We start from the raw sequence: 21,746 nt of genomic DNA on the forward strand, positions 1-21,746 counted from the left end.
TACTGCCCCTGTGAATATTCCCCAATAGCGCCGAACCCCATTTCGAAAACGGCAATCTGAGGTGCCTGAGACGAAAGATAACGATTAATGAGTGGTTACATAGTGGAAAATCTTTAGTCATGGCCCCCCAACGGAATGGTACGGCACCAGAGCTGGGGCCGAGGATTTCACCATGACAGACAACGAACTAATCTGGCGAATCGCCGGTGGTTCCGGTGACGGAATCGACTCGACAAGCCAGAACTTCGCGAAGGCCTTGATGTGGTCGGGGCTGAACGTGTTCACACATCGTCATTACCCGTCGCGTATTCGTGGCGGCCACACGTACGTTGAAGTACGTGCGAAGGACGAACCGGTACAGTCCCGCGGGGACGGCTACAACTTCCTGCTAGCCCTGGGTGACTCCTTCGCCCGGAACCCACAGGAAGAGGCCTACTACGGCAAAGAAGAGCTCAAACCGCTGTACGAGAACTTCGACGACCTCCGAGAAGGCGGCGTTCTCCTCTACGACGAGGGACTGCTCGACGACGAAGACGTCGACGAGATCGGCCTCGAAGAGGCCGCCGAGGAGAACAACTGGCACGTCGTCCCGATGGACCTCCGCGGTATCGCCAAGGAACACGGCCGCGAGATCATGCGGAACACGGCCGGTATCGGCGCGACCGCGGCCATTCTCGACATCAGCACCGACGAGTTCGAGAAGCTCATCAAACAGAACATGAGCGGCGACATGCAGGAGGCGAACCTCAACGTCCTGCACGACGCCTACGAAGCCGCCAGCGAACTCGACGTCGACCACGACATCGAGGTCCCCGAGGGCTCCCACGATGAGGAGCAGGTCATTCTCTCGGGCTCGAACGCCATCTCCTACGGCGCAATCGACGAGGGCTGTCGCTTCATTTCGGGCTACCCCATGACCCCGTGGACCGACGTGTTCACGATCATGTCACAGCACCTGCCCTCGTTCGGCGGGATCTCCGAACAGGTCGAAGACGAGATCGCGGCCGCCGCGCTGGCGCTCGGTGCGTCCCACGCCGGCGTGAAAGCCATGTCCGGGTCCTCCGGCGGTGGCTTCGCGCTGATGTCCGAACCGCTCGGGCTGGCGGAGATGACCGAGACGCCGATCGTACTCGTCGAAGCGATGCGAGCCGGTCCCTCGACGGGGATGCCGACCAAGCCCGAGCAGGCTGATCTGGAACACGTCCTGTACACGTCACAGGGCGATTCGGCTCGCGTCGTGTTCGCACCGGCGAACATCCGCGAATGCTACACGCAGACCCGCTCGGCGTTCCGCATCGCCTACGAGTACCAGATCCCGGCTATCGTCATCTACGACCAGAAGATTCAGGGCGAACTCCGGAACCTCCCGGCCAGCCACTTCGACGAGGAACCGAACGCCGACCCCGGATCGGTCCTCACCGAAGAGGAGATTCAGGACGCAGCACACCACTCCTCCGGGAAGTTCCAGCGGTTCCTCCACGAACCCGAGGACGGCTCGAACGTCAGCCCGCGCTCCGTGCCGGGCCAGAAGGACGGTCGCTTCCTTGCAACGGGCAACGAGCACAATCCGTCGGGCCACATCAGCGAGGACCCCGAGAACCGCATCGCCCAGATGAACCGTCGGCTCAACAAGCTCGATGACATCCGTGCTGATCTGGACGAAAACACGTCCCACCAGACCTACCACGGACCCGAGGACGCCGACTACGGCATCCTCGTGTGGGGCAGCCAGCAGGGGACCGTCTTCGAGGCCGTCGACCGACTCAACGAGAACGGCCATTCCGTGAAGGCGCTTGGCGTCTCCGACATGGCTCCGTACCCGAAGGAAGAAGTCTCCGAGTGGCTCGAATCAGTCGACGAGGCGCTCGTCGTCGAGATGAACGCCACGGCCCAGTTCCGCGGCCTGACCCAGAAGGAACTCGGGAAGTACGGCGACAAGATGTCGAGCCTCCTGAAGTACAACGGCAACCCCTTCGAGCCCGCCGAGATCGTCGACGGGTTCGAATCCAGCATCGACGGCGAGGAACTCGCCGCGAGCAACATGAAGTACGTACCCGCGGCAGGTGACTAACCTATGAGTGCATTCTCAGCAATCAACGAAGAACGCGAAATCGAGCGTGACGAGTTTACACCCGGCATCGAACCCCAGGCGACCTGGTGTCCGGGCTGTGGCGACTTCGGCGTCCTCAAGGCGCTGAAGCAGGCCATGCCGGAAGTCGGCAAGAACCCCGATGAGGTCGCACTGTTCACCGGTATCGGGTGTTCCGGGAAGCTCAACAGCTACTTCAACAGCTACGGCTTCCACACCATCCACGGCCGCTCGCTGCCCGTCGCCCGGGCCGCGAAGCTCGCCAACCCTAACCTCGAAGTCATCGCGGCCGGCGGGGACGGCGACGGCTACGGTATCGGTGGGAACCACACCATCCACACGGCCCGTGAGAACCACGATATGACGTATATCGTGTTCAACAACGAGATCTTCGGGCTGACAAAGGGTCAGACATCCCCGACATCGCCGAAGGGCCACAAGTCCAAGACACAGCCCCACGGCTCGGCGAAGTCGCCGATCCGCCCCCTGTCCCAGCAGCTCAACGCCGGCGCGACCTACATCGCCCGGACCGCGGCTGTCAACCCGAACCAGGCGAAGGAGATCATCGCCGAAGCCATCGAACACGACGGCTTCGCGCATATCGACTTCCTGACCCAGTGTCCGACCTGGAACAAGGACGCGAAGCACTACGTCCCGTACACGGACGTCCAGCAGTCCGACGAGTTCGACTTCGACGTCTCGGACCGCGCGGAAGCCGCCGAGATGATGCGCAAGACCGAGGAACGACTGTACGAGGGCGAAGTCCTGACTGGACGGATGTACGTTGACGACAGCCGCCCATCCTACGGCCAAGAGAAGCGCCAGATCGGTGAGATGCCAGAGGAACCGCTCGCAGAGCGGTACTTCGACGAGGACGCCGAGTGGGAGCGGACCTACGACAACCTCCTCGAACACCACAAATAACGCTCGCTGCCGGACTACGGATACCCCCCGAACGTGGGTTTCTGGTTCGGAAGATATTTTTTCATGCACCGAAAAGATTAGTCCATGAGTGCCGAGTCTACGGAGCGTCGAATCCTGTCGGTCCTTGAAGAGGACGCACAGGCCTCGTACGCAGAAATCGCGGAGCGAGCGGAGGTATCGAAGCCGACAGTCCGGAAATACATCCAGAAACTCGAGGAGGAGGGCGTCATCGTCGGGTACTCCGCCGATGTCGACCCGAAGAAGTTGGCGGGCCAGTCGATTGCACTGGTCGGCATCGACATCGCGAGCGATTGCTACGTCGAGGCCACGCGGAACCTCAAGGAGATTCCGGAGATGGAAGAGCTGTACACGTCTAGCGGCGATCATATGCTGATGGCAGAAGTCCGGGCGATGGACGGGGACTCGCTGGCGGACGTCATCGAAGACAAGATTCTCGCCCTCGACGGTGTTACCGCCGCGCATCCGTCGTTTCTGCAGGAACGGCTGAAGTAACGGGTTTTTAGACGCTCCAGTGCTGACTGCACGGTATGCTTTCTCGGCTGGTGCTCGGACTCGGTCCGACGGCCGCGGACCTTCTCGACGCGATTAGCGACGACCGCGGCGAGCTGGCAGTTGTGACCCAGGACGAGCACCGCGCTGAAACGCTCCGGGCGGACGGCATCAACGTGCTCGAAGCCGACCAGACTGACCCGTCTGTTCTCGCCGGTCTCGACTTTCATCCGGAGAGCGTCATCGTCGCCAGTGAAGACCCGGAACGGAACGGCGACGCGGCGACGGCCGCGCGTGACTGCTTTCCCGACGTGTTCCTCCTCGCGTACGCCGGCCGCGGCGCGACGGCAGACCAGCGCGACCGACTCGACAGCGTGGCGGACCGGGTCGTCACGCCGGAGTCTGTCGTTACCGACTACGTCACCCAGTCAGTCGGCGACGAAGGAACGCGGGCCAGACAGCTCCATCAGGTTCTCCGGGACATCGACGACCATCTCGCCGTCGTCACGCACGACAACCCCGACCCGGACGCGATTGCCAGCGCTGTCGCCCTCGGAGCGCTCGCTGAACGGGCCGACTGCGAGGTGACGATCTGTTACTACGGGGAGATCTCACATCAGGAGAACCGGGCGTTCGTCAATCTCCTCGAATTCGACCTCCGAAACCTTGATACCGATTCGCCGGATGAACTGGAAGCGTTCGACGCGTTCGCGCTGGTCGACCACTCCAGAGCCGGCGTCAACGACCAGCTTCCGCCGGAGACCCCGATCGATATTGTCATCGACCACCACCCGCCGCGGGTCCCGATCGAAGCCCGCTTCGTCGACCTCCGGAGCGGCGTCGGGGCGACGAGTACGTTGCTGGTCGACTATCTCCAGCGGTTCAACGTCGATATTCCGACACCCATCGCGACGGGCCTGCTGTTCGGCATTCAGGTCGACACGAAGGACTTCAGGCGGGAAGTCGCTGCCGCGGACTTCGAGGCCGCCGCGCATCTCGTGACAGACGCCGACATGGCGACGCTACAGCGCATCGAAGACCCGAGTGTGAGCGCGGAGACGCTGTCAGTCATCGGCCGCGCGATTGCGAACCGCGAGCAAGAAGGGTCGGTGCTTCTGACCGGTGTTGGCGAGATCAGTGACCGTGACGCGCTCGCACAGGCGGCCGACAGGCTACTCGATCTCGAAGGCGTCCAGGCGACGATGGTGTACGGTGTCGTCGACGGGACGATTTACGCCTCGGCTCGGGCGCGTGGGGCGGACATCGATCTCGGCGAAGCACTCCGGGACGCTTTCGGACAGATCGGGTCCGCGGGCGGTCACGCCGATATGGCGGGCGCACAGATCGATCTGGGGATGATAACCGTCGACGACCGCGAGGAGTCGCTGGAGGAGATCGTCCGCTCTATCGTTTCGGACCGATTTCTCGACGCCATCCAGTCGCGATCCCACCGGCTGCTCGGGCGTGTCTACGCACGCTCCGACTACGACGTGACCGCGTTCACGGAATCGACGGCGCTTGGACGGGACAGCGGAGACACCATCGCGACGGCTGGAGACGCGCCTGCAGGGTCAAACGAGGACACCGCAACGGACTGGAACAGCGATGTGATGTTTCTGGAAAACGGCGACAAGGACGGAGGTGACGAGTCGGAACAGGCAGCCGACGTGGCTGAGCCGACAGACGACGAGTCAGAACATGGGGAAGACAGCCCAGAAACGCTCGTCGAACCCGACGACAGCGAGCCGTCGTAGGCGAGCCTTTTTTATTGTCGGTCGAGAACTCCGTGCCGATGGAGGAATCGAGTCGACCGACGGTCGGAGACTACATGACACGCGAGGTTGCCACCGTCGAACTCGACGACACTGTCGGGGAGGTCGCCCGACGTATCGCCGACAACGACCACTTCAGTGGGTTTCCAGTGACTGACGGCCGCCGCGTCGAGGGGTTCGTCAGCGCGCGCGACCTGTTGCTGGCGGAAGACCACGAGCCGATGTTCCGCGTGATGACCGACGACATCCTTGTGGCGCATCCGGACATGGCCGTTCAGGACGCGGCGCGCGTTATCCTGCGGTCGGGCATCCAGAAACTCCCAGTCGTCGACGATGCCGGTCACCTCGTCGGCATCATCTCGAACGCCGACGTGATCCGCTCACAGATCGAGCGGGCGACCCCGGGCAAGGTGGACAAGCTCAGCAGGACGCTCGAGAACATCCACGGTATCACGACACACGAGGGCCGCCGTGAGGTGGACCTTGCCAAGCTGACGCCGACACAGACGACGGTCTATGCCGACGAACTCGAAGGCCGGGTGTACGAACTGGAGCGTGGGCTGGCGGAACCGCTTGTCGTCATCGACAACGGTGGCGACCTCCTGCTGGCGGACGGCCACCACCGCGTCAAAGCCGCCGCGCGGCTCGACATCGATGAGATGGATGCCTACGTCATCGTCCTCGACGAGACGGTCGAACTAGGGATGGCTGAGACGGCCGCGGACTCCGATCTGGAGTCGATCGACGATATCGAGGTCGTCGACTACGCACACCACCCGCTCGTGCAGACGACGGAACGGCTTCAGGACTAGTCCGCAACGGTGTGATTGACGGTCACATCTCGCTTCCCCCGAACCTTCTTACTAAATCATGACATACACCGGAGTATGTTCGACGAGTCGGACCTCCAGCGCATCCGCGAGCAGAAAGACGAGTGGGAAGCCGAGACACTGGACCCCGTACTGGACGCCTACGGCGAACGCAAGGAGCGGTTCGCGACGGTCTCAAACCTCGATGTAGACCGGCTGTACACGCCACGCGACGTAGATGACCTCGATTACGAGGAAGATATTGGCTTCCCCGGCGAGGAGCCGTTCACACGCGGTGTCTATCCGACAATGTACCGCGGCCGGCAGTGGACGATGCGACAGTTCGCGGGCTTCGGGACCGCCGACGAGACCAACGAGCGGTTCCACTACCTCATCGACGAGGGCCAGACGGGGCTGTCGACGGCCTTCGACATGCCGACGCTGATGGGGATCGACTCCGACGACGTGATGGCCGACGGCGAGGTGGGCAAGGAGGGTGTCGCCGTCGACACGCTGGCGGACATGGAGCGGCTGTTCGACGGCATCGACCTCGGCGAGGTCTCGACCTCCTTCACAATCAATCCCAGCGCCCCCGTCATCTACGCAATGTACATTGCGCTGGCCGACCAGCAAGGGGTCCCGCGCGAAGAGATCCGAGGGACGCTTCAGAACGATATGTTCAAAGAGTTCATCGCACAGAAGGAGTGGGTCATCCCGCCGGAGCCGTCGCTAAAGCTCGTCACCGACACCATCGAGTTCGCCAGTCAGGAGACGCCGAAGTTCAAGCCCATCTCAGTGTCGGGGTATCACATCCGCGAGGCCGGCTCGACGGCAATACAGGAACTCGCGTTCACGCTTGCTGATGGTTTCGCCTACGTCGAAGACTGTCTGAACCGCGGGATGGACGTCGACGAGTTCGCCCCACAGCTGTCCTTTTTCTTCAATTCGCACAACTCCATGTTCGAGGAAATCGCGAAGTTCCGCGCGGCTCGCCGCATCTACGCCCGCGTGATGGACGACTGGTACGACGCGGAGGCCGACGCGAGCAAACAACTGAAGTTCCACACCCAGACTGCCGGCCAGTCACTGACCGCCCAGCAACCGCTGAACAACATCGTCCGCGTGACGATTCAGGCCCTCGCGGGTGTGCTGGGCGGGACCCAGAGCCTGCACACCAACAGCTTCGACGAGGCGCTGGCGCTCCCGTCCGAGCAGGCGGTGCGGGTCGCGCTCCGAACACAGCAGATAATCGCCGAGGAGTCGGGCGCGGCCGACATCGTGGACCCGATGGGCGGCAGTTTCGCCATCGAGTCGCTGACCGACGAGGTCGAGGAGAAGGCGATGGCCTACATCAATCACATCAGAGACGACCTCGGAGACGGATCGGTCCGCGACGGCGTCATTCAAGGGATTCAGGACGGCTACTTCCAGCGTGAGATTCAGGACGCCGCCTACGAGTACCAGCAGCGCGTCGAGAGCGAGGAAGAAGTCATGGTCGGCGTCAACAAGTACACCGTCGAAGAGGACACCGAACCCGAGATCCTCACCGTCGACGAAGACGTGCAGGAACGCCAGCGGGACAAGCTTGCGACAGTCAAGGCAGAGCGCGACGACGCGGCCGTAGAAGCAGCGCTCGACGAACTGCAGCAGGTGATCACCGACGGCGGGAACGTCATGCCCGTCATCATCGATGCGGTGAAAGCCTACGCGACGATGGGCGAGATCATGGCTGTCTTCGAGGCAGAATACGGAAGCTATCAGGAGACGGCCAGCGTGGCGTGACCGGTTCAGGATCCGGCCGCGTCGTCGACCCGTTCGGAGACGTACACGACGAGGCCAAGTAACACGCCAAGGACGATACCGATAGTGACGAATCCGTAGATTGCGACGCCAAACGGCGTCGGCGGTAGCGCGATTACACCGAACAGTTCCGGTTCGAGGTTCTCCGGTCGGATGCTGCCGAGTACGAACCCCATTACACCGGCAAGAACAACAATAGCGACGTACAGGCGAAGGACGATCTGCCGTCCAGACCTGGCCTCAACTTCGCTCATGTGAGAACAACGGCGCGGAGACGATTAGCCTTTTTCACTTCCACGCCGTAGCTATCCTATGTCACAGAAGGAACTACTGTTTCTCGTCCTGACCGGAATCGCACTCATGATGTTCGTGACGGCGATGGTACTCGTTTCCGGCGCAAGCTAACAGCACTGTCAGTTCGGTCGTGGCTGTGAACGAAGCAAGGCAGACAAAAACAGAGTTCGGGACGCTTACGAGTCGTTTTGTTCTTCTTGACCGCCGTCAGCAAGCAGCGACGGGTCCTTCTCCGGACTGTCGGCTTCGAGTTGCTCCTCGAACCACTGGAACTCACGGTCCAGCATGCCGTCGCGCTCGAGGTTCCACGGGTCGCCGTCCTCGACCTTCGGGCCTTCGAGCCAGGACTGGACGATGTTCCAGACGAAGAACAGCTGGCCGATAAACAGGATGAGCGCACCGACGGTCGCCGCCTGGTGGAACGTCGACACCTGCGTCAGCGGCGCGATAGCACCATCGAACTGGTAGGTGGCGTAGCGCCGCGGCATCCCCAGATAGCCCAGCGCGAGCATCGCGAAGAACGTGATGTTGGTCCCGATCATGGAGAACCAGAAGTGCGCCTTCCCGAGGGTGCGCTGGTACATCCGGCCGGTGAAGATGGGGAACCAGTAGTAGATGCCCGCGAAGGCCGCGAAGCCGATGGCTCCCATCACGATGTAGTGGAAGTGCCCGACGACGTAGTAGGTGTCGTGCAGGATCAGGTCGACGGGGATGGAGGCGAGGAACACACCGGTTACGCCGCCGATGATGAAGTTCGAGACGAAACCGATACAGAAGAGCATCGGCGTCGTCAGGCGCAGGCGACCGTTCCACATCGTCGTGATCCAGTTAAACGTCTTGACCGCGCTCGGTATTGCGATAGCCAATGAGACAGCCATGAACGACGCCCGGAGTCGCGGGTCCATACCCGTCGAGAACATGTGGTGGGCCCAGACGCCGAAGGACAGCACACCGATGGCGAGCGTCGAGTAGACGACGAACTTGAAGCCGAACAGCTTCCGGCCGGAGAACTTCGGCAGGATGAGGCTGACCAGTCCCATCGGCGGCAGGACGAGGATGTACACCTCGGGGTGGCCGAAGAACCAGAACAGGTGCTGCCACAACAGCGGGCCGCCACCCTCGACGGCGAAGAACGTCGTCTGGAGGTTCCGGTCCAGCAGCAGCATCACGATAGCGCTCCCCAACAGCGGGAAGGCGAACAGGATCAGCGCGGACTGGGTGAGGATCGTCCACGAGAAGATGTCGAGGTTTGCCCAGTTGACTTCCTCGTCGCGCTCCGTGAAGATGGTCGCGATGAAGTTGATCGCTCCCATCGTCGCTGCGACACCCGAAAGGTGGAGTCCGAGCAGCATCAGGTCGACACCAGGGTTCGCCTGCTCGACGGACAGCGGCGCGTACATCGTCCAGGCCGTCCGGGCCGGTTCGATCATGTTCTCGGTCACCGGCGCGAGGAAGAACCCTGCCCAGATCAGTAGTGCTGCCGGCGGGAGCAGCCAGAACGCGATGGCGTTGATACGCGGGAACGCCATGTCGTCGGCCCCGATGAGCAGCGGGATGAAGTAGTTCGCGAACGCCGCGATGATGGGCGTCCCGAACAGGAACAGCATCGTGATACCGTGACTCGTCAGGATGGAGTTGTAGGCGTTGTTGCTGAGGATGGCCCCTCCGGGCGTAACGAGCTGGAGGCGGATGAGCATCGCCATGATACCACCCACGGCGAATGCGATGACCGCGTACACCCCGTACAACAGACCGATGTCCTTGTGGTCGACAGTTGTTAGCCAGCGAATGATACCTGCGGGTTTCTCACGGTTGATGACCGCCGTCTCGTCACCCGTGACGGCCCCGCCACCCGCGAGCGGCGTATACGAACGCCAGTTCTCGACACGGGTGAGAAGCGCGGCGACGCCGACGAGGAGGACGGCCATCAGCCCCGTCAGCACAATATCTCCTGCTACCATAGTCGTCCTTCAGGACTGGGACATTATCAAAGGGTCGATTCCTGCAGCAACGACCATAAAATACGGCTCCCATCCAGCATTACAGCTTCAGAAATAAGGGACCACTCACACTGTCACCCGGTGGCAGGGACGGCCAGCTTTCGAAGCGATCTGTCCGAAGCCGTCAGTTCAGTCTTCGTGACCCAGCTCGCCGCTTTCTTTCTCGGCGTTCTCGACGGCCTTCCCCGCGTAGTAGGTCAGGACAGCGAGCAGCAGGAACATCGAGATAATCAGTGCGAACTGCAGCCCGGTGAAGACGGGATCGGTTCCGAACGCCGGGAACGCGGCGAACGCGACGATGAAGAAGAAGAGGATCCCGAGCGGGATGACGTTCACAGTGAGGTCGAGCAGTGTATCTTTTTCGAACCCGAACAGAGCCATGCCTGCCCGTTAGAACAGGCCAGTAAATAGAGTGTTGGTTTCCGAATCGGGCTAGTACCCGTCTCAGGCCGCGGTCTGTTCCATAACTGAGGCGACGCCGCCCATTGCGATCATCACAGCACCCGCCGCGGCGACGGCCACCAGCCGAGTAAAGAGTGGCCCGGTCCCGACGTTCGACAGCGCGATATCGGCGACTGGGACTTGCCAGAGCGTAAACGCGGCGGCGAGGATGATAAGCACCACGCCCACCCCAAGCAGGGTCGGCCACGGCCGTTCCGCGTATCCGGATTCCGTGAGGATACCGGCGATGCTCCCGCCGAACAGTATCAGTCCGAAGACGGCCACTGGAAAGAGTCCGACGAACACGCCGATCTCTGACAGTGCTAATCCCAGTGCGACGAACAGCGGCCACGGACTCGCAGTCGGATACTGATCGCTTAGTCCCGGCTCCTCTGCCATACCAGCAATTGCGCCCGAATCGTCATATGTCCATCGGACCGCGCCCGTGGGCACAAACTATTTGTCCACCATCCGGCTTGGTGGGAGTAATGAGTACACGCACGGTCGAACGGGTCGACGGCTGGGAGTCGGTACCGTTCGACGGCGGGTTCGCGGGCCTGCAGGACCTCGCCGGACAGGAGTTCTCCGGCGCGGTCATCACGGGTCCGACGCGCCTGTTCATGTTGAACGGGACCGTCGTCGGTGTCCTCGACGGCACCATCGAGGATTTCGAGGACGCGTCGGGAACAGCCAAACGGTCGCCCCACGAGGCGTTGCCACTGCTTGCAGTGATGCAGGAACGCGCCGACGAGGTGAAAGCACAGTACTACACCGAAGACACGGCACTTGCAGAAGTCGATCAGACGCTGTCGAGCGGTAACTTTACCGGCTTTATCGAACTCTCCGAGAACGTCCTCTCAGGCGACTACTACACCGTCTACCACCAAGGCCGCTCGATGAGCGTCGCGTGGGTCGGCAACTCCGACAACCTCATCACCGACGACGAGGCGTTCGACACGGCCAACGACGAGGTCGGCATCTACGAGGTCATGCCGGTCGACATCGAGCCGATCGAGATTCCGGAACCGCCGGAAGACGACACGGACGAGCAGTCAGCGGACCCGGCGGCTGCCGGCGTTGACCCGCTCGAGGCTGGTGACGAGACAGCCGCTACCGACGAAGATGCGATAGACAGCACGCCGACAGATACGGCGGTACCAGACGAACCGACACCACAGGACGTCGCCAGCGATGAACCGGTAGACCCGTCCCCGGACCCCGTCGGAGATACCGAAGCCGATGGAACCGACGACGCCGGACAGGCCCAGACCGCAGCAGAGTCGACGCGGGACCGCGGCCCTGCAAGCAGCGGCCCGCCGGGATCGAAAGCCGCCGGTGCGACTCCTGGCCGGTCCCGCCGCAGTTCCGAGTCTGACGAGCAATCGAGCGTGGACGAAAAGCCGAATGCAGACAACCGGCCAGACAGCAAAGCGACAGACCGGGCGACGACAGACACCGATACCGCGACACAGACGGAACCTGATTACGAGGCCACTGAACAGGAGGCCGGAGTGAGGGAAACTGCCGGGGAGACCGAGCCGAAACCATCGGCGACTGAGCCATCACAGAGACAGGAATCCCAGCACGCCAGCGCGCGAAGCACCCCGAAACAGAGCGATCAGGCGGCTTCGGCAGACCGTCGCGCCGAACCGGAAGACCCGAAATCGACACAGAGCCCCGAGCCACAGCCGTCCCAGACACAGTCCGGGACCGGAGCGGCAACGCCGACGCCGGACGCCGGTTCTGGCGGGTCAAGTGCGGATCTGGAGACGCGCTCGGTCCCGTCGCTGGACCCGAACAAGTCCGGCGGTGCGCAGGAAAGCACAGCCACCAGCGTTTCTCCCACGCAGACGCCGCCAACAGGTGGGCAACAGGCATCGACACCGCGACGCGACCAGCCGGCCCAGAACGACCCGACGCCGTCGACCGAATCCAGCGTGCAGGGACCAACACCGGCTCAGGAAAGCCGTGGCACAACTGCGAACGACCCGGAGTCGGCGCAGCCGGCCGATACGCCGCAATCCCAGCCGTCGACAGGGGACCAGGGACAGTCGCCTGCCGACGAAGAGCCGACACCGCGCGACCCGGAGCGTGTGGCAGAGCTCGAGTCCGAGCTCGAACAGCGAGCCGAGACGGTGTCGGACCTCGAATCCGAACTCACGGATCTGGAGGCAACGAACCAGGAGCTTCGGGACGAGCGCGACCGTCTAGAGTCGGAGCTAGCCGACGCACGGGCCGAAATCGACCGGCTGGAGGAGCAACTCGACGAGCAAAACGACGCCGCCGCAGGTAGCACCCGGCTCAGCGCCGGCGAGGCGATAAACGGGACGAACCTCTTCGTCAGGTACGATTCGAAGGGTAAGGCGACGCTGGAGGAAGCCAAGGACGGCGAAGCGAGCCGCGAAGAGGTCGAGGCGAATCTCAGGCTGGAGTATCACACGCAGTTCGAGGCAGAGGGCGCCACGGTCAACGGGACGCCCTTCGAGGAGTACCTCGAAGACAGCATCCAGTACCGCTTCGTCAACTGGCTCATCCGGAACCTCCTCTACGAGATTCGGGACACCGGACACGCGGGAGCGATGAAAGACCTCTACGAAGGGCTTCCGGCCATCGACCGTGCCGAACTGAACGGCAACGTCACGGTGACATACACGGAAGACGGTCAGGAGACCCGCTCGCAGGAACGGTTCGACGTGGTCGTCCGGGACCGGATGGGGAACCCGCTGGTCGTCGCAAACATCAACGACTCGCGCGAGCCGGCCTCCGAAGGCCAGATGTCGGACCTCATCCGGAACGCCGAGCGGGTCGGCAACGCCTCCGGGTCGCTTGCGTCGGCGTTTCTCGTCACGAGCAGTTTCTTCGAGCCGGGCGCACTCGAAACCGCCGAAGAAGCCACCTCTAGCGGGCTGTTCAACCGCGATAAGCGCAAGAGTTTCGTGAACATCTCGCGCAAGAAGGGCTTTCACCTCTGTCTGTTAGAAGCGAGAAACCAGGAGTTCCACCTGGCGGTCCCGGAACTCTGAGAAAGAAGCTTAGCCTTCGATTTCGGCCGCGTCTTCGATCTTCATACCTTCGAGCTTGTCGATGATTTCGTCGACCTTCTCGTCGAGGTCGTCGACGAACTCACCGGTCTGTTCGGTCGTGATCGCACCCTGGCTGGAGGGCTCGATGAGGTTCTCCTCTTCGAGAACGCGCAGGGAGTACCGCACCTTGTGGTGCGGGTAGCCGGTTTCGTTGGACATCTTCACGATACCGATAGGCTCGTTCTCGATAACCATGCGAAGCACCTGCAAGTGGCGCTCCAGCATGTCAACTTCCTTTTCAAGCCTGTCTATCATGGCAATTGTTAACTTGTGTTTGCGGTATTTAAAGGTTCTCCCTCGCCCAATCGCTACAACGTTGATACGTTTGAACAGGGGTGTCTTAAAACCGTCGTAACGATTCACATGGGTACTGCTCACGAGCGTGGATTCCGGACCGTAATCTGTTTATCACGGTGGATGGAAGGTGCGTGCGATGACCGTAACCATCGTCGGCTCACAGCTCGGCGACGAAGGGAAGGGCGGCATCGTCGACCTGTACGGCGACGACGTGGACGTCGTCGCGCGCTATCAGGGCGGCGACAACGCCGGCCACACCGTCGTCCACGAGGGCGAGGAGTACAAGCTCTCGCTGGTTCCGAGCGGAGCCATCCGCGGCAAGGTCGGCGTACTCGGCAACGGGTGTGTCGTCAATCCGCGAACGCTGTTCGACGAGATAGACACGCTTCAGGAACGCGGCCTCGACCCGGACGTTCGCATCGCCGAACGAGCACACGTCATTCTCCCGTTCCACCGCGTGCTCGACGGTATCGAGGAGGAACTAAAAAGCGAAACGGATGACGAAGTCGGGACGACGGGCCGGGGTATCGGCCCGACCTACGAGGACAAGGCCGGTCGGCGTGGTGTCCGCGTCGGCGACCTGCTCGACCCGGACGTACTCCGAGAGCGCCTCGAATACGTCGTTCCGCAGAAGCGGGCCGTCGTCGAGGACGTGTACGACCTCGACGTCGACGAGCTTGACGACCCGGATGCCTTCGACGTTGACGCCATCTTCGAGGAGTTCCGCGAGTTCGGCCGCCGTTTCGAGGCCGAGGACATGACCGTCAACGCCGGGGCCTTCCTCAGCGCGACCATCGACGAGGGCCAGAACGTCATGCTCGAGGGTGCACAGGGGACCATCATCGACATCGACCACGGGAACTACCCCTACGTCACCTCCTCGAACCCGACCGCCGGCGGCGCGGCGACCGGGACCGGACTCAGCCCCGGCGTCGTCGGCGACGGCGAAGTCATCGGGATCGTGAAGGCGTACCTCACCCGGGTCGGGAGCGGCCCGCTGCCGACCGAACTCGGCGGCGTCGTCGGCGATACGCCCGGCTACGACGAGCAGGGCGAGGGTGAAAACGAGGAGCTGGCGAACTACATCCGAGAGGAAGGCGGCGAGTACGGTACCGTTACCGGGCGGCCACGACGTGTCGGCTGGCTCGACCTGCCGATGTTGCGCCACTCCACGCGCGTGTCCGGCTTCACTGGAATCGCCATCAACCACCTCGACGTCCTCGCCGGCCTCGACGAAGTGAAGGTCGGCCACACGTACACGCTCGACGGCGAGGAGCTGGCGTCGATGCCCGCGACCACCGAGCAGTGGAAGCGCTGTGAGGCCAATCTCAAGTCCTTCGACGGCTGGCCCGAGATCGACTGGGCGGACGCCGCCGAGGAGGGGTACGACGCGCTACCGGAGAACGCGAAGGCCTACGTCGAATACATCGAGTCCGAACTCGACACGCCGGCCTACGCTATCGGCGTCGGTCCCGGCCGCGGCGAAACCATCGTCCGCGAGCATCCGTTCTAACGGATTTTCCCCGATTCGCCGTTCGAGCGTTTACACGCGATTAGCCAGCGACGGGACGACTCTCACTGGGAGAGCGGCAGACTTTTGCGACCGCCGGTCCTGGCTGAATATATGAAAGAGGACCTGATGGAAATTATCTGCTGCCCTCTGGACAAGCACGACCTCGACCTCGAAGTGACGGAGCGCGACGACGGCGAAATCCTGTCGGGCCAGCTCACCTGTACCGAGTGCAGCGAGACGTTCCCCATCGAGGACGGCATTCCGAACCTGCTCCCGCCGGACATGCGCGACGAGGCACCGGCCTGAACCTTTTTTTCCTCGCCACGCGGAGTCACATCCGTGCCTGACTCCCTGCCCGTGCACCTCAATCGGACGGACATCCACAGTCTGGAGGTTCCAAACGAGTTCGACGCGACAGGGAGTTTCGACGTGCGATTAGTCAATCACGGCGAGGCCCTGCATGTCCATCTCCACCTCGACGACTCGCTCTCTTCCATCGCGTCGCTCGACGCCACGAACCACCACGTACGGGCCGAAACCGACCGATTGGTCAGAATAACTGTCGACGGTGACGGGCCGGTCCGTGGCAAGCTAAAGATCGTGACAGGGTACGGCGCCGAGACCCGGTACATCGACATCTACATCCCGGAAGGCGGGACCGAGAACGAACCGGTCATCGTCGACGACGAGCTGTCGAAGCCACAGCCGAAACCGACGGCGGAATCGGAACCCAGCCTCGAAGACCTGTCCGCGGGGCCGATACTGGCAGCTGGCGGTTTCACCGTCCTGATTGCGGGACTCATCACGCTGGTTCTCACCGAGAGCGTGCTGTTGACCGTTGCTGCCGTATTCGCGGTCGCAATCGTGCTGGGACTTCTGTCCGTCGCCGTTCGCTCGTCCTGAAACCCCGGTTACTGCTCCGTCTCGACGCCGCCGAGGTTCCCTTCGTCGTCGAACAGCTTCGCGCGCAGGAACCGCGTGCGATACCGGTTGGCCCCCTCGTAGATATCCGCCTCGCGGATGTCGTCTGCCTCGCCGTCAGCGACCGCATCGATGATGTCCTCGATCTGTTCTTTCTCACTGGGCGTAAGCTCGAACTCGTAGGTCTGGCTCGTCTCGCCTTCGAGTTTCGTCCACTGGCGTGCGCCGGCGATGACGAGCGAGCAGGGTTCGCGACAGGGGAACTCACCCGATCCGCCGTCGACATCGAGGTCCGTTTCCTCGTCGTACTGCCACTCCCGGCGCTTGAGACACTGGGAGTCGTCACAGCAGGCCTCGGCGACCCAGTTGACGTGTTCGTAGCCGTCGCCGCGGTCCCAGGTCTTGACGACGCCGTAAATCCCGGTTTGCCGGTCGACGGTATCCCGCCAGTGGGTCACGTCGAGTTCACCCTCCCGTTCGCGGTGCCAGTTCGCAACGGTCGCCGGATAGAAGGCGTCGACTGTCGTGACGAACTCACTCGCCGATAGTTCGGGGAACGTCCAGCCGGTCTGGAGCGACGGCGCGGTTTTGAGCGGGCGATAGCCGCCGTCGTCGTCGTGTTTCGCAATTTCACGCGCGTCGAGTGGATCGTCGTGGGCCGCAAGCGCGCTGGTCCCGACATCGGCGTCGGCACGGTGGCGGATGCTGTAGGTCCGCTCCCCGTCGGAGAGCGTGACGCTCAGGTGGAGTTCCCCCCAGGTCGCAGCAATCCCGTCGGCGAGTGCATCGTAGCGCTCGGCCACATCCCGCTGCTCAGCGCCTTCAAGCCAGCGGAGGAACGCCCAGCGGTCGGCCTTCTGAGGCGCTGTGGCGTGCCAGAAATACCAGTTTCGGACGTGCGGTGACTCCGCCGCTACCGTCCGGAGCGTCTCTTCATCGATACCACTGTGGTCCACGTTCGGCGTCTGGAACGTGTACCCGCCGCCGTTGTGGGCCACGTGGAGGTCGTCGAAGGCGATGCCATCCGGGGCAGTTGCCACCAGCGCGTCCACGTACTCGCCGTCCATACCGGAAAACGGAACTCAGTCGGCAAAAGTCGGCTGGTTCCGGCCAACCAGCGGCGAACCAGTGCTGCTATCTGACCCAGTAGCGGCGGTCGGCGACCTATCAGTCACCAGTCGCAGGCTTTGCGCCGCCAGTCTCCTCACGCACCTGCTCGATGGCGCTGCTCACATCGGCGCCCGCGTCGGCGGCCCGTTCGAGCACTACATCGGCCATCAGCGGCTCCGTCCCGACCGCGCCGGCGTACCAGATGTCGTGGCCCTCTACGGTGGTCGGCACGTCGTAGCCCGTTCGGTAGTCGTCGGTCAGGCCCATGTCCTCGGGGATGTCCTCCTGCGTGTGGAAGCCGTCGGCGATGAACAGTGGCACGACGACGATATCGTCGCTCTCGAAGTAGTCCGCGACATCGTCGACCTCGGGGTCCTCGTCCATGAACAGCGACTGCACCTCGTCGAATCGGCCGCGCTCTTCGATGCGGTCTGCGTGGTACTGAATGGCCTTCGCGGAGTTCTCGTTGCGCTCCGTGCCATGGCCGACGACGGCGAGGCCGAACCCCTCGCCGACGTCGGGGTCGCCGGTGACGGACTCGGCCCGCTGGACGATCACGTCGCTCATCGAGTCGTGTGTCCCGACTGGGCCGCAGTAGTGGACCGTCTGGTCCGTGTCCTCGGCGGTCAGCGTCGCGTTGGTCGCGCTCGTCCCGTCAGAGTCCCACAGCTCAGGGTCCCAGTCCTCCAGTCGGAACTCGCGGGGGATGACCTGTTCGGTGAAATAGCCTTCCGAAATGAACAATGGGACCAGATACACCTCGTCGGCATCGACGGTCCGCAGCGCCTCCCGGAACGACGGTTCCTCCTTCCAGAAGGACTCACGGACCTCGCCGAACGCCCCGGTCGCTCGAATCGTGTCGGCGTGGTCGTACGTGGGCGTACTCGACTCGGCGTTTAGATGGGAGCCGTGGGCCGCGATAACGAGTGCTTCGTCCATATCCACTGGTTGGTGCGAGCCGTCCTTAGGGCCTTCGTTGACCTGCTCGGATAACCGGCGAGCTGTGTAGTGTTGCGTGCCGAAAGTATGTCGTTGCCGACCGATTCCACCTAGTCACAGCCCGAACAGGAGGACGTAGAACAACAGTCCGGCGGCTGCCAGCAGTGCGGCGTGTCCCAGCGCGCCAGCAGCGACAACAATGCCACCGATGACTCGGTCCGCCGGTTCCAGGGGCTGTCCGAACACTTGCCGTTCGCGTTGTGCAATAGCCATTGTCCTTCCCTCATATAGAGAGTGGGCGTCCAGAGGCACAATCCCCTATGACTGTTCTCACTTGCTGGGAGTGGGCCACAATTCTGCGGGTCAACCACGCCGTATCGCGATCACGATAGATCGGCTCTCCCCCTCACTAGCTATCCAGTGGCACCGCGTTCCCTCGCGCCTGATAGAACCGCTTTTGCCCGCGCCGTTCGTGTCTGACGCCAATGTCACTCGCAGCCGCGACCAGAGACGCCGTCCGCGAGCGCCCGTTCCTCTACGACGCACTTCGGGCCGGCGTCGTCAACTACACGGCCGCCGCACGCACGCTTGGCATTGAGGGTGAGGAGGAAGCCATCGCGACTGCGCTCCGCCGGTTCGCCGAGGAACTGTCCGCTGACCCACCACACGACAGCGATGCCAGAGTCTCGATGCAGAGCGGGCTTGGTCGGGTCGAGTCGTCCGACGCGGAGTCGGCTATCGTTCTCGAAGTTGCGGACACCGCCTTCGCCGAGGACGCTGGCTCGCTGACGGGCATCATCGCCACCGGTGACCTTGTGCCGGCAGCACTCGCCGAGGTGCTGGGACGCCTACGAGCGGCGGACGTTTCCGTCGATGCTGCCGGCGTCACCGGCGACGCGCTCGTCGTTGTGGTGAGCCGCCGCGCAGGGCCGGACGCGCTCCGAGTGGTCGAAGCGACAGTACAGGAGTGAGCCGCCTTCCGACGGCTTAAAGCGGGCGGACACAGTTCCCCCGATAATGACGCTTCGCGTGACGAACACGTTGACCGGTGAGAAAGAGCCCTTCGAGCCGCGCGACCCCGACTCCGTGCTGCTGTACTACTGTGGGCTGACGACTTCCGACCCGCCCCACCTCGGTCACGCGCGCGGCTGGGTCCACGTCGACGTGATGGCCCGCTGGCTCGACCACCTGGGCTATGACGTCCACCACGTCGAGAACTTCACCGATGTCAACGAGAAGATCGTCGCCCGCGTCGGCGAGGACGGCGATAGCGAGGCCGACGTGGCCCGCCACTACGTCCAGCAGATCATCGAGGACATGCGGTCACTCAACCTCGGCCGCGCGGAGGTGTACCCCCGCGTCTCAGAGCACGTCCCGGAGATCATCGACCTCGTCGAGCGACTCGTCGAGCAGGGTCACGCCTACGAGCGAAACGGCTCCGTCTATTTCGACGTGACCAGTTTCGAGGACTACGGGAAGCTCTCGAACCAGTCCGTCGACGACATCGAATCACAGGGCGCGGACACCGAAGGCGAGAAGCGCCACCCGGCCGACTTCGCGCTCTGGAAGGCCGGCGGCGTCGACCCGGAAGATATCGCCGAGCACCAGCATCCCGAGGCCGCACCCGCCGAGGAAGCCTGCCAGGCCGCTCAGACGTGGGACTCGCCGTGGGGCGAGGGGCGACCCGGCTGGCACATCGAGTGCTCGGCGATGTCGATGACGCACCTCGACGAGTCCATCGACATCCACGTCGGCGGGCAGGACCTCGTGTTCCCCCACCACGAGAACGAGGTGGCCCAGAGCGAGGCCGCGACCGGCAAGCAGTTCGCGAAGTACTGGCTCCACGTCCGACTGCTGGAGACAGAGGAGGAGAAGATGTCCTCCTCTGTCGGCAACTACTTTACCGTCGCCGATGCCGTCGAGGAGTTCGGTCCGGATATGCTCCGGACCTTCCTGCTGTCGACGGCCTACACCTCGCGGGCCACCTACAGCGACGAGACCATCGCGGAGGCCGAGGAGCGCTGGGATCGCCTCTCTCGCGGTTACGAGCGTGCGGTCGAGGCCTGCGACGACGTTGACGCCTACGCGAAGATGACCGACGAGTCCCTGCGCGGGGCCGTCGACGACGCCCGCTCGGCGTTCGAGGCGGCGATGAACGACGACTTCAACACGCGGGAAGCGATGACCGCGCTGCTTGACCTGACGGCCGCAGTGAACTCCCACCTGGACGCCCACGAGCAACGGGACTATCAGGGGCTTCGCAGCGCCGTCGAAGTGTTCGAGGAACTCGGCGGTGGCATCCTCGGGCTGGCGTTCGGCGACGACGACAGCGGCGACGTGTCGCTGGCCGGTGACGTCGTTGACCTGGTTCTAAATGTCCGTGAACAGGAACGAGAAGCCGGTCACTACGAACGCGCCGACGAGCTCCGGGACGAACTCGAAGCGCTCGGCGTCGAGGTCCAAGACACCGACGACGGGCCGACCTACCGGCTCTGAAAGGGTCGAGCGACCGATACTGGGCGTGTAACGGCCGTTTTGTATCTCAGAGAATAGCTTGGGCGGCCACGTACTTTATATACTGGACACAGTGTAGGAACAACAATGCGAAAGGGCATCCTCACGCTTCTCGTCGGGTTACTCGTCGTCTCGTCGGGCTGTGTCGGCCTGCTAACCGGGGAGACGGTCGAGTTCGACTCCGCACCGGCAGCAGTCAGCGACAGTGCGCTCGAAGAGACCGGCTACGAGCAGTCGATGGCTGACGAACAGACCATCGAGCGGACGGTCACCGTCGCCGGCCAGGAGCGAACCATCCGCGTCACGAACCACATCCGACAGTACGAGCGCGGCATCGACCTCGGACCGGTCGGCGAGGTCAACGCCGGGCGGTTCATCGTCTTCTCGACGCCCAGCGCCAGTGTGGCGGGACAGACGCTGAACCCCGCTGCGAGTTGGTCCAACGAACGCCTCGTCGAAGAAGTCGCCAGCCGAAACGACCAGATCAACGACGTCCAGTTCGAACGCAACCGTACGGTAGACGCACTGGGCGAGTCCCGTGAGGTGGCTGTGTTCTCTGGGACGACGGCTATCGAGGGCCAGGAAATCGACGTCCTGATTCACCTCACGAGCTTCGAACACGAGGGCGATGTCGTCGTCGCCGTCGCCGTCTATCCCGAGCGGTTCGACGATCAAGAGGGTCCCCGCGTCGATACGCTGCTCGGCGGTCTTTCGCACTCGGGCAACTAAT

General features: G+C 63.0%; 21 protein-coding genes. 13 read left to right on the top strand and 8 right to left on the bottom strand.

Going from position 1 to position 21,746, the window contains the following annotated elements:
- Window positions 1–172 precede the first annotated feature (172 nt).
- The 6 genes from ACYJ11_RS00125 to ACYJ11_RS00150 all read left to right on the top strand — a co-directional run bounded on the left by ACYJ11_RS00125 (window position 173) and on the right by ACYJ11_RS00150 (window position 7,886).
- Window positions 173–2,071, top strand: a complete 1,899-nt coding sequence (locus ACYJ11_RS00125; protein WP_170095908.1) for a 2-oxoacid:acceptor oxidoreductase subunit alpha — start codon at window positions 173–175, stop codon at window positions 2,069–2,071.
- Window positions 2,072–2,074: 3 nt separating this feature from the next.
- Window positions 2,075–3,013 (top strand): thiamine pyrophosphate-dependent enzyme, encoded by a 939-nt coding sequence (locus ACYJ11_RS00130; protein WP_421643498.1) that lies wholly within the window; start codon window positions 2,075–2,077, stop codon window positions 3,011–3,013.
- 84 nt (window positions 3,014–3,097) lie between these two features.
- The gene (gene lrpA1, locus ACYJ11_RS00135) at window positions 3,098–3,526 is read left to right on the top strand and encodes an HTH-type transcriptional regulator LrpA1 (RefSeq protein WP_004956678.1); all 429 of its coding nucleotides are present in this window, start codon (window positions 3,098–3,100) and stop codon (window positions 3,524–3,526) included.
- Between the two features lie 35 nt (window positions 3,527–3,561).
- Window positions 3,562–5,277, top strand: a complete 1,716-nt coding sequence (locus ACYJ11_RS00140; RefSeq protein WP_461646310.1) for a DHH family phosphoesterase — start codon at window positions 3,562–3,564, stop codon at window positions 5,275–5,277.
- Between the two features lie 38 nt (window positions 5,278–5,315).
- Entirely contained in the window at window positions 5,316–6,107 is a 792-nt protein-coding gene (locus tag ACYJ11_RS00145; RefSeq protein ID WP_005538523.1) for a CBS pair associated ParBc domain-containing protein, read from the top strand.
- Window positions 6,108–6,182: 75 nt separating this feature from the next.
- Window positions 6,183–7,886, top strand: a complete 1,704-nt coding sequence (locus ACYJ11_RS00150; RefSeq protein ID WP_170095906.1) for a methylmalonyl-CoA mutase family protein — start codon at window positions 6,183–6,185, stop codon at window positions 7,884–7,886.
- Between the two features lie 5 nt (window positions 7,887–7,891).
- Here ACYJ11_RS00150 and ACYJ11_RS00155 read toward each other — a convergent pair whose 3' ends face one another.
- The 4 genes from ACYJ11_RS00155 to ACYJ11_RS00170 all read right to left on the bottom strand — a co-directional run bounded on the left by ACYJ11_RS00155 (window position 7,892) and on the right by ACYJ11_RS00170 (window position 11,038).
- Window positions 7,892–8,158: a DUF7520 family protein gene (locus tag ACYJ11_RS00155; RefSeq protein ID WP_170095905.1), complete on the bottom strand. Its 267-nt coding sequence runs from the start codon at window positions 8,156–8,158 to the stop codon at window positions 7,892–7,894.
- 216 nt (window positions 8,159–8,374) lie between these two features.
- Complete coding sequence (gene ctaD / locus ACYJ11_RS00160; RefSeq protein ID WP_461646311.1) at window positions 8,375–10,159, bottom strand: cytochrome c oxidase subunit I; 1,785 nt, start codon at window positions 10,157–10,159, stop codon at window positions 8,375–8,377.
- Between the two features lie 168 nt (window positions 10,160–10,327).
- Window positions 10,328–10,579 carry a DUF6684 family protein gene (locus ACYJ11_RS00165; RefSeq protein WP_188979411.1) on the bottom strand — a complete coding sequence of 84 codons (252 nt, stop codon included), beginning with the start codon at window positions 10,577–10,579 and terminating at the stop codon, window positions 10,328–10,330.
- Window positions 10,580–10,642: 63 nt separating this feature from the next.
- On the bottom strand, window positions 10,643–11,038 hold the full coding sequence (locus ACYJ11_RS00170; RefSeq protein WP_188979409.1) for a DUF7541 family protein: 396 nt from the start codon (window positions 11,036–11,038) through the stop codon (window positions 10,643–10,645).
- A gap of 89 nt (window positions 11,039–11,127) precedes the next feature.
- Between ACYJ11_RS00170 and ACYJ11_RS00175 the strand changes: the two genes are divergently transcribed.
- A complete protein-coding gene (locus tag ACYJ11_RS00175; RefSeq protein WP_461646312.1) occupies window positions 11,128–13,662 on the top strand; it encodes a DUF7527 domain-containing protein in 2,535 nt (844 codons plus the stop codon).
- Window positions 13,663–13,671: 9 nt separating this feature from the next.
- On the opposite strand, the gene ACYJ11_RS00180 is transcribed toward ACYJ11_RS00175, so the two are convergent.
- Entirely contained in the window at window positions 13,672–13,977 is a 306-nt protein-coding gene (locus tag ACYJ11_RS00180; RefSeq protein WP_004516266.1) for a hypothetical protein, read from the bottom strand.
- Between the two features lie 178 nt (window positions 13,978–14,155).
- Here ACYJ11_RS00180 and ACYJ11_RS00185 point away from each other — a divergent pair, with 178 nt between their 5' ends.
- From ACYJ11_RS00185 to ACYJ11_RS00195, 3 genes are all read left to right on the top strand, one after another.
- Window positions 14,156–15,532, top strand: coding sequence for an adenylosuccinate synthase (locus ACYJ11_RS00185; RefSeq protein ID WP_461646313.1), 1,377 nt, complete (start codon window positions 14,156–14,158; stop codon window positions 15,530–15,532).
- A gap of 111 nt (window positions 15,533–15,643) precedes the next feature.
- Window positions 15,644–15,838 (top strand): methytransferase partner Trm112, encoded by a 195-nt coding sequence (locus ACYJ11_RS00190; RefSeq protein WP_005538510.1) that lies wholly within the window; start codon window positions 15,644–15,646, stop codon window positions 15,836–15,838.
- A gap of 33 nt (window positions 15,839–15,871) precedes the next feature.
- Entirely contained in the window at window positions 15,872–16,435 is a 564-nt protein-coding gene (locus ACYJ11_RS00195) for a DUF7524 family protein (RefSeq protein WP_431195443.1), read from the top strand.
- A gap of 8 nt (window positions 16,436–16,443) precedes the next feature.
- Here ACYJ11_RS00195 and ACYJ11_RS00200 read toward each other — a convergent pair whose 3' ends face one another.
- From ACYJ11_RS00200 to ACYJ11_RS00210, 3 genes are all read right to left on the bottom strand, one after another.
- Complete coding sequence (locus ACYJ11_RS00200) at window positions 16,444–17,520, bottom strand: DR2241 family protein (protein WP_461646314.1); 1,077 nt, start codon at window positions 17,518–17,520, stop codon at window positions 16,444–16,446.
- Window positions 17,521–17,620: 100 nt separating this feature from the next.
- The gene (locus ACYJ11_RS00205) at window positions 17,621–18,502 is read right to left on the bottom strand and encodes a CbiX/SirB N-terminal domain-containing protein (protein WP_461646315.1); all 882 of its coding nucleotides are present in this window, start codon (window positions 18,500–18,502) and stop codon (window positions 17,621–17,623) included.
- 114 nt (window positions 18,503–18,616) lie between these two features.
- Window positions 18,617–18,775 (bottom strand): hypothetical protein, encoded by a 159-nt coding sequence (locus tag ACYJ11_RS00210; RefSeq protein WP_005538502.1) that lies wholly within the window; start codon window positions 18,773–18,775, stop codon window positions 18,617–18,619.
- Between the two features lie 212 nt (window positions 18,776–18,987).
- Here ACYJ11_RS00210 and ACYJ11_RS00215 point away from each other — a divergent pair, with 212 nt between their 5' ends.
- The 3 genes from ACYJ11_RS00215 (at window position 18,988) to ACYJ11_RS00225 (ending at window position 21,745) form a co-directional block, all read left to right on the top strand.
- Window positions 18,988–19,473 (top strand): DUF7523 family protein, encoded by a 486-nt coding sequence (locus tag ACYJ11_RS00215; protein WP_461646316.1) that lies wholly within the window; start codon window positions 18,988–18,990, stop codon window positions 19,471–19,473.
- Window positions 19,474–19,519: 46 nt separating this feature from the next.
- Complete coding sequence (cysS, locus tag ACYJ11_RS00220) at window positions 19,520–20,998, top strand: cysteine--tRNA ligase (protein ID WP_461646317.1); 1,479 nt, start codon at window positions 19,520–19,522, stop codon at window positions 20,996–20,998.
- Window positions 20,999–21,103: 105 nt separating this feature from the next.
- Window positions 21,104–21,745, top strand: a complete 642-nt coding sequence (locus tag ACYJ11_RS00225) for a DUF6517 family protein (RefSeq protein WP_461646318.1) — start codon at window positions 21,104–21,106, stop codon at window positions 21,743–21,745.
- The last annotated feature ends 1 nt before the right edge of the window (window position 21,746 follow it).

This window comes from Haloarcula sp. H-GB5 (assembly GCF_054850705.1).

Coding starts and splice junctions, on each gene's coding strand:
- ACYJ11_RS00125 (WP_170095908.1), top strand. CDS start 173: ATGACAGACAACGAACTAATCTGGCGAATCGCCGGTGGTTCCGGTGAC.
- ACYJ11_RS00130 (WP_421643498.1), top strand. CDS start 2,075: ATGAGTGCATTCTCAGCAATCAACGAAGAACGCGAAATCGAGCGTGAC.
- lrpA1 (WP_004956678.1), top strand. CDS start 3,098: ATGAGTGCCGAGTCTACGGAGCGTCGAATCCTGTCGGTCCTTGAAGAG.
- ACYJ11_RS00140 (WP_461646310.1), top strand. CDS start 3,562: ATGCTTTCTCGGCTGGTGCTCGGACTCGGTCCGACGGCCGCGGACCTT.
- ACYJ11_RS00145 (WP_005538523.1), top strand. CDS start 5,316: ATGGAGGAATCGAGTCGACCGACGGTCGGAGACTACATGACACGCGAG.
- ACYJ11_RS00150 (WP_170095906.1), top strand. CDS start 6,183: ATGTTCGACGAGTCGGACCTCCAGCGCATCCGCGAGCAGAAAGACGAG.
- ACYJ11_RS00155 (WP_170095905.1), bottom strand. CDS start 8,158: ATGAGCGAAGTTGAGGCCAGGTCTGGACGGCAGATCGTCCTTCGCCTG.
- ctaD (WP_461646311.1), bottom strand. CDS start 10,159: ATGGTAGCAGGAGATATTGTGCTGACGGGGCTGATGGCCGTCCTCCTC.
- ACYJ11_RS00165 (WP_188979411.1), bottom strand. CDS start 10,579: ATGGCTCTGTTCGGGTTCGAAAAAGATACACTGCTCGACCTCACTGTG.
- ACYJ11_RS00170 (WP_188979409.1), bottom strand. CDS start 11,038: ATGGCAGAGGAGCCGGGACTAAGCGATCAGTATCCGACTGCGAGTCCG.
- ACYJ11_RS00175 (WP_461646312.1), top strand. CDS start 11,128: ATGAGTACACGCACGGTCGAACGGGTCGACGGCTGGGAGTCGGTACCG.
- ACYJ11_RS00180 (WP_004516266.1), bottom strand. CDS start 13,977: ATGATAGACAGGCTTGAAAAGGAAGTTGACATGCTGGAGCGCCACTTG.
- ACYJ11_RS00185 (WP_461646313.1), top strand. CDS start 14,156: ATGACCGTAACCATCGTCGGCTCACAGCTCGGCGACGAAGGGAAGGGC.
- ACYJ11_RS00190 (WP_005538510.1), top strand. CDS start 15,644: ATGAAAGAGGACCTGATGGAAATTATCTGCTGCCCTCTGGACAAGCAC.
- ACYJ11_RS00200 (WP_461646314.1), bottom strand. CDS start 17,520: ATGGACGGCGAGTACGTGGACGCGCTGGTGGCAACTGCCCCGGATGGC.
- ACYJ11_RS00205 (WP_461646315.1), bottom strand. CDS start 18,502: ATGGACGAAGCACTCGTTATCGCGGCCCACGGCTCCCATCTAAACGCC.
- ACYJ11_RS00210 (WP_005538502.1), bottom strand. CDS start 18,775: ATGGCTATTGCACAACGCGAACGGCAAGTGTTCGGACAGCCCCTGGAA.
- ACYJ11_RS00215 (WP_461646316.1), top strand. CDS start 18,988: ATGTCACTCGCAGCCGCGACCAGAGACGCCGTCCGCGAGCGCCCGTTC.
- cysS (WP_461646317.1), top strand. CDS start 19,520: ATGACGCTTCGCGTGACGAACACGTTGACCGGTGAGAAAGAGCCCTTC.
- ACYJ11_RS00225 (WP_461646318.1), top strand. CDS start 21,104: ATGCGAAAGGGCATCCTCACGCTTCTCGTCGGGTTACTCGTCGTCTCG.